This is a genomic window from Parabacteroides bouchesdurhonensis (assembly GCF_900186615.1).
GTDB lineage: Bacteria > Bacteroidota > Bacteroidia > Bacteroidales > Tannerellaceae > Parabacteroides > Parabacteroides bouchesdurhonensis.
In genome coordinates, this window is sequence record NZ_LT896588.1 from 2,679,939 (window position 1) to 2,693,642 (window position 13,704).

The 13,704-nt window shown below is 41.3% G+C and carries 8 protein-coding genes; 6 read left to right on the forward strand and 2 right to left on the reverse strand.

All coding sequences use genetic code 11. The annotated features are described in order from the left end of the window. Nucleotides 1-136: 136 nt before the first annotated feature. Nucleotides 137-1,237 (reverse strand): site-specific integrase, encoded by a 1,101-nt coding sequence (locus C1721_RS11655; protein WP_477612319.1) that lies wholly within the window; start codon nucleotides 1,235-1,237, stop codon nucleotides 137-139. Nucleotides 1,238-1,794: 557 nt separating this feature from the next. Next, on the reverse strand, nucleotides 1,795-3,618 hold the full coding sequence (gene recQ, locus C1721_RS11665; RefSeq protein ID WP_102408430.1) for a DNA helicase RecQ: 1,824 nt from the start codon (nucleotides 3,616-3,618) through the stop codon (nucleotides 1,795-1,797). Between the two features lie 164 nt (nucleotides 3,619-3,782). Here recQ and C1721_RS11670 point away from each other — a divergent pair, with 164 nt between their 5' ends. From C1721_RS11670 to C1721_RS11695, 6 genes are all read left to right on the forward strand, one after another. After that, nucleotides 3,783-4,376: an RNA polymerase sigma-70 factor gene (locus C1721_RS11670; protein WP_102408431.1), complete on the forward strand. Its 594-nt coding sequence runs from the start codon at nucleotides 3,783-3,785 to the stop codon at nucleotides 4,374-4,376. A 78-nt stretch (nucleotides 4,377-4,454) separates the two neighbouring features. Then, entirely contained in the window at nucleotides 4,455-5,468 is a 1,014-nt protein-coding gene (locus C1721_RS11675; RefSeq protein WP_102409428.1) for a FecR family protein, read from the forward strand. 122 nt (nucleotides 5,469-5,590) lie between these two features. After that, nucleotides 5,591-8,884: a TonB-dependent receptor gene (locus C1721_RS11680; protein WP_102408432.1), complete on the forward strand. Its 3,294-nt coding sequence runs from the start codon at nucleotides 5,591-5,593 to the stop codon at nucleotides 8,882-8,884. Nucleotides 8,885-8,899: 15 nt separating this feature from the next. After that, on the forward strand, nucleotides 8,900-10,600 hold the full coding sequence (locus tag C1721_RS11685; protein ID WP_102408433.1) for a RagB/SusD family nutrient uptake outer membrane protein: 1,701 nt from the start codon (nucleotides 8,900-8,902) through the stop codon (nucleotides 10,598-10,600). Nucleotides 10,601-10,603: 3 nt separating this feature from the next. Continuing rightward, entirely contained in the window at nucleotides 10,604-12,130 is a 1,527-nt protein-coding gene (locus C1721_RS11690; protein WP_102408434.1) for a sulfatase family protein, read from the forward strand. Between the two features lie 88 nt (nucleotides 12,131-12,218). Beyond that, nucleotides 12,219-13,625, forward strand: coding sequence for a Gfo/Idh/MocA family protein (locus C1721_RS11695; RefSeq protein WP_102408435.1), 1,407 nt, complete (start codon nucleotides 12,219-12,221; stop codon nucleotides 13,623-13,625). Nucleotides 13,626-13,704 lie beyond the last annotated feature (79 nt).

Below are 13,704 nucleotides of genomic sequence, written 5' to 3' on the forward strand. Positions count from 1 at the left end.
AATTCACTTTTTGTAGGCTAAAACCTATTATAATCCAATTATAATGCCTATCTTTGTAATGCTAAAAGGCGTTCTTTTGAATTACTGCAAAACGAAGTGGAATACAGATTTTCGCTGGTTTCTAAATCGTTACCTGTCAAACTGGGATATTTTGTAAGCTATTGATTTTTAAGAAAAAAGAAAATACACTATGGCTTGCCACATGCCACGTGATATGCTTGGTGATGCCGCAACGCTTGGCGACGGCACGGATACCGGCAAGGCACGTGTTATAATGCGGAACGGGAAATATCCTGCCGTCCCCGCACAGTCCCCGGTATTTGCCGATTATGCGGTTGGCGATGTCGAGCAGGCGGATGTTGGACACCACGCCCGTTTTCTGGCGGTTGATGTTTATCCACTCGTGTTCGTCGAAGTAGGTGCGGATATTCTCTTCCGTAAGGTTGCGCATATCCGCGAACGACAGCCCCGTGAAGGCGCAGAACAGGTAGAGGTCGCGGTACAATTCCTGTTTGGCGTTTTTCAGTTTCCCCTCCATCAGCAGGCGGATCTCATCTTTGGTCAGGAAACTGCGTGTTGTTTCCTCCTTCTTGATTTCATACTCGCGGAACGGGTCGCGCGTCAGCCACTCGTTGTTGATGGCGATGAATACCATCGTCCGTAACGGGCAGACGTACAGCCACACGGTATTGGTGCAGCAGTGCTTGTCCGTGCGCAGGAACATCTCGAAGTCGGAGATGAAAGCCGGGGTAAGCTCTTTTAGGGCGATGTCCTTCACATGGTAGCGGATGTCGAGGAACTCTTGCATGTGCTTGTAAACGGTGCGGTACTTCAGCAGCGTGCCTTTGGCTTTCATGCCTGCCTCCACCTGCTTCTCGTAGTCCTCGTTGTGCTGGCGGAACACCTGCATCAGCGTGTGGTAGCGGTGTTCCAGTCCGAGAAAGGCGTTCTTCACCTTCTCCGCCGTGACGAAGTTGTCACGCTCCATGATTTCCTGATAATGCCTGTTGATGCGTACCCGCATCTTGTCAAGCATACGGTTCGTTTCGAGTGCCGCCGTGCTTCTGCCCGTGACACGTCCACCTTTGGTGTCCCACAGTTTCGGATCGACAGTCAGTTTGCAGCTGAACTGTGTCTGGCTGCCGTCCACCGTGATGCGTCCCATGACGGGAACTGTCCCGTCCTTTTTCACTACCTGACGCTTGAGGTAGTAGATTACTGAAAATGTACTCTTCATTGTCCTTAATTTTTGGGTTTCAAAATTAGTTGGTGAAGAGTCCGGTGTTGGTACGCAAAACGGGGAGGAACGGCGCAATCTTTTTCCGTAACCTGATTTTTCGCATGAGTTATGGATAACTCACTATTCCTTAGAGCCTTGTTTCGCTATTCGTACCCGTTTGTCGCATTTTCGGGCATGGTTACGAACAAGTAACGTAGCGGCGTCAGGATTTGGCTTCGGCAGGGATTGTAATGGCTTCACGGATTATCGCCACTTCAACCAAAACCCTTGTAACTCAATTCTATCACTATATCTTTCCGCATTTCACTTTTTTGTAGTAACTTTGCGCTGCAAAGGTAATGTTTATTTTTATATAAGAATCTTGACAGCTAAGGAACATTCTCAGGTGTTCCATTTTATTTCATCCCGGTGGAACAAAAGTTTCATGCCGGTGAAACAAAAGTTCCAAGCCGATGGAACAAGTGTTTCATGCTGGTGGAACAAATGTTTCAAGCTGATGGAACAAGTGTTTCATGCCGGTGGAACAAACACAATAACTTTCCCTGGTGAAAAAATTATAACTTAGGTAGTTTTAAAACAAAGCGGATTAATGAAACAAATACTTTTCCGTATTTGTCTTGCTTGCTTTCCCCTACACCGCGTATCTCGCTGAATTCTTCCATGGTGACCGGTTTCTTTTTAACCATATCATCCAAAGTGTCATCGGAAAAAATAATGTAAGCCGGTATTTGTTCTCTTTCCGAAATCTGTTTACGTAGCTGGTTGAGGGCGTCAAGCAAGGTTTCTTCGATAGAATCGGCGCTGATAGGACGGATAGGACGGGCCTTAAACGGACGTCTTTTCACAATAGTTAAATCGTCCGGTTTCTTATAAAGAGCCAGCTGGGCAGTCATATCTCCATACAATACTTTAGAGCCCATCGGGGTAACTTTTAGAATGTTCCCTCTTGTGTAATCTACTTCCAGATAGCCAAGCTGAATCATTTGATAAAGGTATTCTTTCCATTCCTTATAACTGAGGTCTTTCCCTGCCCCGTATGTTTTCAATTGATCATACCCTTTTTCTGTGACTTCTGTCCGGTCGGAACCTCGTAATATATTAATCGTCATTTTCATATTGATGTGTTCTTCCGCCCGTACAATCGCGCTTAATGCTTTTTGCACTAAAACACTTCCGTCAAAACGTTCCGGTGGGTTCTTACACACGTCGCAATTGCCGCAATCATGATCTGTTTCTTCACCGAAATAACTTAATAAAACACGGCGGCGGCAGACGTCGGCCCCGCAATAACGTATCATACGATGTAGTTTCTCCATGTTCACTTCCTTCTGTCCGCTCTCCTCGGCGAAGCGACGCAATATAATCTGGTCTACCAACGAGTAGAAAAGAAGCGTATCGCTTTTCATGCCATCTCGTCCGGCACGTCCTATTTCCTGATAATAGTTTTCGATGCTGGCAGGCATATTATAATGTATAACCCACCGGACATTGCTTTTGTCAATTCCCATACCGAAGGCCAACGTGGCACAAACTACGTCTACGCGATCATTGATGAAATCATCCTGCGCTTTTTCCCTTTGGGAAGAAGGAAGACCTGCATGGTAGGCCGTAGCCTTTATATTGTAAGTGGCCAGTTCTTTAACAAGTTGGACGGTGTCGTTCCGTTTCATGCAATATATAATTCCACATTGTTTTTTATGGTCATAAATGAAATGAATGATGGTGGCTAACTTATCTTTTTTGCTCAAGTCACGTTTTATCGTAAGTGATAGATTGGGGCGGTCGAAGGAAGAAGTAAATATTTGAGGATTACGTAATTTTAATTGCTGAACAATGTCCGTCCGTGTTATTTTGTCGGCAGTTGCCGTAAGGGCTACTATCGGTACATTGGGAAAACGTTCCTTTAGTATCGACAGTTGGGTATATTCCGGTCTGAAATCGTGCCCCCAATGAGAGATACAATGTGCTTCGTCTATGGCGATTAATGAAATATCCAAACGAGGCAACAACCAGTCTATTTCGCTCTTTAGTTTTTCCGGTGAAATATAAAGTAGCTTAACTTTGCCCTGCATACAGAATTGTTTGACATGTTGCCTCTCGTCTTCCTGCATCATACTGTTAAGGGCAACGGCAGGAATACCATTGGCAATAAGCGCGCCTACCTGGTCTTTCATCAATGCAATAAGAGGCGAGATGACAATGGCCGTGCCCGGCAGGTATATGGCCGGGAGTTGGTAGCAAATAGATTTTCCTCCTCCTGTTGGCATGAGTACTAAGGAATCCTCTTTGTTTAATATGCGTTGTATAACTTCAGCCTGTAAAGGACGAAAAGATGTATATCCGAAAAACTTTTTCAGTAGTTGCAGTAATTCATTCATAAGAGACGAAGACGATTGTTCTTGTTTGAATTGGCAAAGATAGGACTTTTATCGAACCTTTTATTTTTATACCGACGAACATTTAGTAGTAAACAGGTAATCAAAAAACCAAAATATTTAGGTAAGTTTGCATCAGATAATTTTATAGATACTGTTAAGGGCCTGTGTTTGTTGTAAGAGAAGATATAATTATTTCCATTAATAGAGGAGATGCCAAAGCGTTTGAACAGCTATACTCAACTTATTATGTATATCTGTGTGCTGTGGCAACTAAGTATGTCTATCGAACAGATGCTGCCCAGGAGATCGTAAATGATGTATTCTTAAATGTTTGGAATAATCATGAAACCTTAACTCATCCGGTGAATGCTTATCTGATTCGTTCTGTGCAAAACCGTTGTTTAAACTATCTTCGCCAACAACGTATACAGGAAGTTCCTTTATCAGAAGTACAAGAAAGTTTATTGAATATCCGGGAATCACAGGTAGAGATAGAATCCCAACCCTTAGCAAAATTGGAAAATAAAGAATTTGAAGAAAAAATCTATGTTGCGGTAAATAAACTTCCTCCTAAATGCCGGGATATATTTACTCAGTATCTTTATTATGATAAATCTTATGATGAAATAGCCAAAGCAAATAATATTACTACCAGTACAGTGCGCGTGCAGATTAAGATAGGCTTGTCGAAACTAAAAGAACTCTTAGAAGATATTTACCCTTTATTTCTCCTCGTGTTTAATTTTATACAAAAATAAATGTATTTCCTTTAAACGGATACTGCAATTCTGGTGTATTATATATGAACCGGAATAAAAAAGAGGTTGCAGAGTGATATGAAAAAGGAAAATGAATATATAGAAGATATTCTATTCGGATATTTTACCGGAGATTTGTCGGAGGCTCAGGAGAAGGAATTATTGCAATGGCTGGAAGCTGATGAATCTAACAAGGAAATTCTTTCTAAGATGGCGGATTGGTGGGCTATGGCACATGTTCCCCTTTTTGTGTCTGATATGAAACCGGATTTTGAAAAACACTTTGGGAACTTAAAGAAAACTTCCTCCCTTACTGTTTATCGCCAAAAAATAAATCTATTGGGTAAAATTGTAGCTTCGGTATTGTTATTGATTGCCGTTGGGTCATTATCTTATTTTATCGGAAAGTATGATGTAAACAACAATAACAAGATTGCTTATTTTGAAACGGTTGTTCCAATGGGCTCTTGCTCAAAAGTGATATTGCCGGACCAGTCGGTAGTTTGGCTTAATGCCGGCTCTTCATTGAAATATAGTGGGGCTTTTAATAAAGCGAATCGCGAAATCTTTTTGAATGGCGAGGCTTATTTTGAAGTAAAACGAGATTCATTGAAGCCGTTTGTCGTAAAATCAGAAGTGTTGGATATTCAGGTTTTAGGGACTTGTTTTAATGTAAAAGCATATCAAAATGAACCGGTAACGGATGTTGCATTAGTTTCGGGAAAAGTGAATATCCATTTAAATAGGAAATTTTCAACGTCCGGAGAAGTGGTTCTTTCTCCAAATCGCATGCTGAGTTTTAATAAAAAAACGAACCGGGCAAAGGTAATGGAAATAAAAGGCGAAGATGCTTATACCTGGAAAGATGGTATCCTGAAATTTACAGAACAGCCCTTCGATAGAATAGCAAGAGATTTGGAACGTAAATACGATGTGTCTATCCATATAAATAGCGAATCTTTGAAAAAGGAGGTATTCTCCGGTAGTTTTTCTTCGGACTATAGTTTGAGTGAAATACTGAATGAAGTGGATATGGATAAGAAATATACATGGAAACGTAATGGTCACGAAATTATGATATATGACAAATAGTATTATTAACTAATCTAAACACCCGTATGACAGTATAGTAATTATGGAGAAACTAAATTTTCCACAAGGAAGTATTTAACTTATTGACAGAAAACAGAAATTATTTACAAATCTAACTTTTCATGGAAATGAACTATTTTAAAAAAACCGGTAGGCTAGTGGTGGCTGCTTGTCTTTTAGCAGGAACTCCATTTGTATCTGGAACAGTTTCCGCTTCTGAGTTGCAAACTCAGTACATGTCTGTTCAGGCGGAGAGCACAACATTGAAGGAACTTTTTGATTTAATCGAAGCAAAGTTCAATTATTCTTTTTTAATCAGGAATAATGACATTGATTTGAATGAACGTATCACATTGGATATGTCGAATCGTTCTGTGGAAGAAATCTTGAGAAACGCCCTGAAAAATCAGCATGCTGATTTTGTAGTAAACGATAACCGGATTATCGTTTACAAAGCCTTGTCTAAACAAGAAAAGGATGCTCAGACTTCTTTGGAAAAACAAATTGCCCAGCAAACTCAAAAAGTAGTAGGAACTGTTGTTGATGCAGTTACAGGCGAACCTGTTATTGGAGCAAACATTGTCGTTAAAGGTACTTCAACAGGAACAAGTACGGATTTTGACGGACAGTTTACATTAGATGTTCCGGCAGGCGCTACTTTGGTTATTTCTTATATCGGATATGTTGACCATGAAGTTAAAGCTACCAATGGCAACATGACAATCCGTATTAAGGAAGATACTCAAAATTTGGAAGAAGTCGTAGTAGTAGGTTATGGTGTACAGAAAAAGGAAAGTCTGACAGGCGCTATGCAGGTGGTTGGTAGTGAAAAGCTGACAGATGCAACAACTCCTTCCGTAGAAAACCTTTTGTCTGGAAAAGCTCCCGGTGTATATGTAACAGCCGGTGGTGGTCAACCTGGTGCTGCCGGTAAGGTAGTAATTCGTGGTAAATCAACTGTCAACGGTAGTACAGACCCTCTTTGGATTATTGATGGTGTTATTGTAGGTAGCAGTGCCGGAAGTTTGAATCCTGCTGATATTGAATCTATGTCAATTTTGAAGGATGCCGCTTCTACAGCAATATATGGTTCTCAGGGTGCTAATGGCGTAATTATCGTTACTACGAAAAAAGGTAAAACTGGTAAAGCGTCTATCAGTGTTTCTGCTAAAATGGGTATCAGCCAGTTGAATAAAGGGAACTTCGAGATGATGACCCGCGACGAATTATATGGCTATTACAAATCATTCGCTAACCAGGAGGTTATACCTGATGATGTTTGGAATAAAATTAATAAAGGAAATAATTATAACTGGTGGGATGAAGGAACTAAAACCGGTTTTGCTCAGGATTATAATATTTCTATTTCCGGTGGTTCGGATAAGATAAAGACCTATACATCCATTGGTATTTACGATGAAAACGGAGCTGTTAAGGATTATGACTATACTCGTTATAATTTCCGTTTTAATGTAGACTATCAGGCTACCGATTGGTTAACCATTAAGCCGAAAGTATGGGCTACACGCAGTGATATCATGGATACACAAGCACCTTTAAATGCTTTGTATGAAAATATGCCGTGGGACTCTCCGTATGATGATAACGGTGATTTGATCCAGACTTTAAGACCTAATTCATGGGTGAGTTCAGACCATGACAACTATTTGTTCGATTCGCAGTGGAATTACAAGAAGACGACGAAATATGAATTTATGGGTAACTTTGATTTTGATATCAAGTTTACCGACTGGTTGACTTTTTCTTCTGTAAATAACTATAAATATGGAAATATAGCTTTAAAGGACTATTCGGATCCGCGTTCATCAACCGGTCAGTCCGATGAAGGTAAATTAGAAGACAAGACTACTACTACTTATCGTATATATAGCAACCAGTTGCTTCGTTTTAACAAAGTGTTTGACAAGCATTCTATCAATGCTATTTTAGCTTATGAATGGAATACTTTTACCGAAAAGATAACAGACCAGATAGCAAGCGGTTTTGCTCCGGGTTTTTCTGTTGCCGATGCTGCGATTGTACCGAAGAAGGCGAAAGGTAGCCAAGAAGAGTGGGCTGTTCAGTCTTACCTGTTTAACGCTAACTATGCGTATGATAATCGTTATTTGTTATCTTTCTCTTTCCGTCGTGACGGTGCTTCCAATTTCGGAACGGATGCGAAATATGGTAACTTCTTCTCTATTAGTGGTGGTTGGAATATCCATCAGGAAGAATTTTTCCATGCAGATTGGGTGCAGCAGTTAAAGTTGCGTGCCAGTTATGGTTCTGTAGGTAACCGTCCTACGGAGTTATATCCTCAGTATGCTTTATATAGCATGGGTACCGGTTATAATGGACTTCCGGGCGCAATTATTTCACAGGTAGAGAATAAAGATTTGACATGGGAGAAAACATATACGGCAGGTGTTGGTATTGATGCTATTTTATTTGATCGTGTAACGATTAATTTAGACTATTATAACAAGAAAACAACAGATTTGCTTTATCCGGTTCCTCTGCCGGGCGTAACAGGCGTAATAAGCGTGTTCCGTAATGTGGGTTCTGTAAAGAATAACGGTTTGGAAGCAAGTGTGGCTGTTGATATTTTAAAAGGAGGTGACTGGAATTGGAATGTGGCGGCTAATATCGGATTGAACCGTAATAAGGTAACAGACCTTTATGGTGATAAGGCTGAAATTGTGGTATCTAATGCAAAAGCAGGAATTATTGGCCCTATTGATAAAGTATTGAAACAGGGAGAAGATGTTGATACCTGGTATGGTACGGAATGGGCCGGCGTTGATCCTGAAACAGGTTCTCCGCTTTGGTACACAACCAATGAGGCTGGCGAACGCGTAACAACTTCCGATTATAGCGATGCCTCCAAACATCAGGTAATCGTTGGTAAACAAACTCCTAATTTCTATGGCGGTTTCTCTACCGATTTATCATGGAAGAATTTTGATCTATCCGCTGTATTCGGATATTCGGTAGGTGGTAAAATCTTTAATTATGACCGTACGGTTTATGACTCAGATGGTGCTTATACTTCATATAATCAACAAAAACTGTTGAGCGATTGGAACCGTTGGGAGAAACCGGGTGATATTGCTACACATCCAAAGGCTGAATACGGTAACAAATCACAGTCATGTAAAACGTCTTCACGTTATTTGGAAAGCGCAAGTTACTTGCGTCTGCGTAACTTGACAATCGGTTATAATGTGCCGTTAAAGTTGAACTTTGTTTCTAACTGCCGTGTGTTTGCTTCTGGCGAAAACTTATTTGTGATTTCCGGATTCTCCGGGATAGACCCTGAATTACCGGCAAATACTGATGCAGGAAAAGCCGGTGTGGCTTCTTCTCCATATCCTCAAACTCGTAAGTTCATGTTTGGATTGAATGTTACATTTTAATTAAAGGAAAGACAAATGAAAAAATTAGCAATATTGGCACTTGCTGCCGCCACATTAATGACAGGGTGCGATTTAGACCGTTTCCCTTATGACAAATATTCAAAAGATAAAATCGACGGTGATAAGGAAGCCGCATTCGATATTTTATTGAACGGATGCTATGCGAAATTGAAAAGCGCTTCGGATGTATTCCATCGTACGGGAGAATATCCCGGTGATAATATCAGTAAAGATAAACCCACCACTAACCCGTTTGGTACCTATATTACTTACCAGCATACGGTAAATAACTCGCAGCTTTCGTCTACGTGGAATAATGCATATAACATTATTTCGCAGACCAGCGATTTGATGAAGATGGCCAATGAAGGAGAATCTTCCGAGATTGACCAAAAGTTGGGTGAAGCATATTATATGAGAGGTTTGATGTATTTCTACCTTTGCCGTGTATTCGGCCGGCCGTATTATCAAGAACCGGAAAAGAATTTAGGAGTACCTATCGTAAATGGTATGCCGGACGATATTGCAAACTTGAATTTACCGGATCGTTCTACTGTAAAAGAAACATATGAACAGGCTCTTTCAGATTTGAAGAAAGCGGAAGCATTGATGTCCGGAGATAATTTCAGGTCTGCGGCTTATGTTTCCAAATATGCTGCGCAAGCTATGTTGGCTAAAGTTTATATGTACATGAGCGGTACTTTCGAGAATCCGAATACGGAATATGCTAAGGCTTCTTTGGAATATGCAACTAAAGTAATTGACAGTAATAGATTTCACTTGCTGAGCCGTTCTAATTTTATGAGAAACAATGAAATGGCTCCGGATGATGCTTCACAAACCGAAACGATTTTTGCCGTGAAGTTTATGGATGCGGATATCACGAATTATGCTCAACAGATAGGTAGTATGTATTCTACGATTGATGAAGTTGGTTGGGGCGAAATTTATGCCAGTGCAAAATATCTGGATATTTTGTATGAAACAGGTCGCGGTAATGATGCCCGTGAAGGATTTATTCATCCTGACTATACATTGGATGATAAAGGAGGCAAGACTCGTTGTTTCCGTTTTGTTGCCAATGTTTATAAAGACGGACAGATTACCGGATATACCTATAAACAATGTGAGGTGAAAGCCGGTAGCGACGGAAAATTAGTTGCTGCGATTTTGGATAAAAAAGAATATCCGTTGACTTTGATGAATGAAGCAAGCCGTAAATATTCTATTAATTATGAAGGTGCTACTTATCATGGATATGATGATTACTTCATGAATACAAGTCAGGGACATCCTAAGTTCTTCAATTATAAATGCTCTCTGCAAGAAGGTTATACTCAGTTATACTCTCCGATTATTTCCCGTTTGGCAGAAGTTTATCTGATTCGTTCTGAAGCGAATGCCAAGTTGGGTAAATATTCGGACGCATTGAAGGATTTGAATACGGTACGTGAACGTTCTATTGTTGGAGGAGGCTACCAATCATTAGATGCTTCCAATGCTCATCAGTTGATTATGAAAGAACGCCAGTTGGAATTGGCATTCGAAGCCGACCGTGGTTTTGATGTCTATCGTGTTGGTGAAACTATGACCCGCCATTATCCGGGTTATCATGACGGGACACAGGAATTCCCGGCAACAAGTTTGTTGGTTGTTCAGTATATTCCTCAAACTGAAATTAATGCATATCCTGGAACATTAACACAAAATCCATAATAAATGAATTCCTATTCATCTATTTTAAGTATACTGGCAGGGGTGACCCTGCCGGTTTCTTTGATAGCCCAAACTCAATCTAAGCAACCTAATATCGTTATCATTGTTGCCGATGATCTGGGATATGGCGATTTAAGTTGTTACGGCGCCCACCGGATAAAAACTCCCGGAATGGACCGTGTAGCGAATGAAGGTATACGTTTTACCCAAGGTTATTGTACGGCGGCAACTTCTACACCAAGCCGTTATTCTCTTTTAACAGGATTGTATCCATGGACGAATAGAGATGCAAAGATTTTGCCGGGCAATGCTGCCATGATCATTAATACGCAACAGGTAACGTTGCCTAAAGTAATGAAACAGGCTGGTTATGTGACAGGTTCGGTTGGAAAATGGCATTTGGGGCTGGGTGATGGTGCGGTAGACTGGAATAAAACAGTTTATCCGGGAGCCAAAGAGATAGGGTATGATTATTCCTTTATCCAAGCCGCGACGAACGACCGGGTTCCATGTATCTTTATAGAAAATGGAAAGGGTGTGAACCTTGATCCGAATGATCCGCTTTATGTAAGTTATAAGGAAAATTTCCCGGGTGAACCTACCGGTAAAGACAATCCTGAATTGTTGCGTATGCATCCCAGTGTGGGGCATGCCGGATCTATAGTGAATGGTGTACCTCGTATCGGTTTCCAAAAAGGTGGTAAAGCTGCCCAGTGGAAAGATGAGGATATGGCCGAATTGTTTTTGGAGAAGGCCAAAGGCTTTATGAGAGATAATAAAGATAAGCCGTTTTTCCTGTATTATGGTTTGCATCAACCGCATGTTCCCCGCGTTCCTAACGCGAAGTTTGCCGGCAAATCGGGTATGGGGCCTCGTGGTGATGTAATACTGGAAGCTGATTGGTGTGTGACGGAGTTCCTGAACGAAATGGATAAACTGGGATTGACGGAAAATACGCTGGTTATCTTTACAAGCGATAACGGTCCAGTGCTTGACGATGGTTATCAGGATCAGGCTGTAGAGTTGGTAGGAGATCATAAAATGGCCGGTCCTCTTCGTGGAGGCAAGACCAGTTTGTATGACGGTGGAACATGTATCCCGTTTATGCTGCGTTGGCCGGCAGTTGTGAAGCCCGGTGTATCTGATGCTTTGATCTGTCAGATGGATTTACTTGCTTCATTGGCTGCTCTGACGGGACAGACTTATTCTGATAAGGTAGATAGCCAGAACACATTACCTGTATTTTTGGGACAGAGCAATAATGGCCGCAAAGAGTTGGTAACGGAAGGCTATTTTAATTATGCCCTGCATGATGGCGATTGGGTGATGATTCCTCCTTATCCTGCTTATCAGAAGGACCCGGAAGGAGAGGGTTTTAGTGGTCAGGCTAATTGTTATCAGCTATATAATGTAAAAGAAGATCCGGGACAGCAAGTCAATTTGGCAGAAAAGGATCCCAGACGTCTTCGTCAGATGATGATGCTCTTTGAAAAACTAAAGAGAGAAACCGGAAAGATAACAAACTTCTGATTGTATGATGACGGGTTTTAGTTTTGATTACTGAATATAAAAACTTAAATTTGTCAACTTAAAAAATAACTAACTAAAAGATTCGAACATGGAAAACACTCGTCGTTCATTCTTAAAACAAATGTCGGTAGCCGGCTTAGGCGCTGCCGGTATGGCAATGGCTGGTAAAGCATCAGCAGCAACGGTAATGTCGCCGGAGACAAAAGATAAAAAGAAACCGGCAGGTAAAGATGACGGTAAACTTCGTTTCGGCTTTATCGGAACAGGTTCAAGATGTCATGAACATATCAATAATGTATTGGCTATTCCGGGTAACAAAATTGTTGCCATCTGTGATATCCAGCAAGGACCAATCGAGGCAACATTGAAACATATCGCTAAATTTAATGTTCCGGCTCCGAAAGTGTATACCGGAAGTGAACGTGAATTTGAGAAAATGTTGAATAATGAAGAATTCGACTGTGTAATTATTGCCAGCCCGTGGGAATGGCACGTACCAATGTCTGTTGCCGCCATGAAAGCGGGCGTTCCTTATGTAGGTGTTGAAGTTTCCGCTGCCAATACTTTGGAAGAATGCTGGGATTTGGTAAATGTTTCCGAAGCTACAGGCAGTCATTTGAACATCATGGAAAATGTTTGTTATCGTCGCGACTGTATGGCAGCGCTGAGAATGGTTCGCGAAGGATTGTTCGGTGAATTGCTGCATGCCACCTGCGGTTATGAACATGATTTGCGTGAAGTAAAGTTCAATGACGGTAAACATTATACTTACCAACCGGGTAGTGGTGATCTTCGTATGGGACCGACTGCTTTTTCAGAAGCACAATGGCGTACGAATCACTCTGTTCATCGTAATGGCGATATATATCCTACACACGGTATCGGACCGGTTGCTAATTGTTTAAACATAAATCGCGGTAACCGCTTCCTTTCTTTGTCGGCTATGGCTACACAGTCCCGGGGATTACATAAATATATTGTAGATAATGGTGGCGAGAATCACCCGTTGGCAAAAGTACGGTTCAACTTAGGCGATATTGTTACATCAATGATCAAATGTGCTAACGGACAGACTGTCATTGTTACTCACGATACCAATTCTCCCCGTCCATATTCACTGGGTTTCCGCATTCAGGGAACAGAAGGATTGTGGATGAATGATGGCGACCACGTATATGTTCAGGGTAAATCCAAACCTCACCGTTGGGACGACTCGGAAGAATGGTTTAAACAATATGACCATAACTTGTGGGCCAAACATTCCGCCGAAGCTGCCGAAGCCGGACATGGCGGTATGGACTATATTATGATGTACGATTTAATAAATGCTATTCGCAATAAGAAACCTACGCCGATGGATTGTTACGATGCTGCTGCATGGAGCGCTATTTCCGGCTTGTCGGAAATGTCTATTGCTCGTGGCGGAGCATTAGTTGACTTCCCGGACTTCACACGCGGACAGTGGATTCACCGTGAACCCGCATTTGCATTATAAAGACATATAAATTCCTAAAAAGAAAGGTCTGTCTCGACTTATTTGTCGGACAGACCTTTTTATTTATCAATGATTTTCT

Coding starts and splice junctions, on each gene's coding strand:
- C1721_RS11655 (WP_477612319.1), bottom strand. CDS start 1,237: ATGAAGAGTACATTTTCAGTAATCTACTACCTCAAGCGTCAGGTAGTG.
- recQ (WP_102408430.1), bottom strand. CDS start 3,618: ATGAATGAATTACTGCAACTACTGAAAAAGTTTTTCGGATATACATCT.
- C1721_RS11675 (WP_102409428.1), top strand. CDS start 4,455: ATGAAAAAGGAAAATGAATATATAGAAGATATTCTATTCGGATATTTT.
- C1721_RS11680 (WP_102408432.1), top strand. CDS start 5,591: ATGGAAATGAACTATTTTAAAAAAACCGGTAGGCTAGTGGTGGCTGCT.
- C1721_RS11685 (WP_102408433.1), top strand. CDS start 8,900: ATGAAAAAATTAGCAATATTGGCACTTGCTGCCGCCACATTAATGACA.
- C1721_RS11690 (WP_102408434.1), top strand. CDS start 10,604: ATGAATTCCTATTCATCTATTTTAAGTATACTGGCAGGGGTGACCCTG.
- C1721_RS11695 (WP_102408435.1), top strand. CDS start 12,219: ATGGAAAACACTCGTCGTTCATTCTTAAAACAAATGTCGGTAGCCGGC.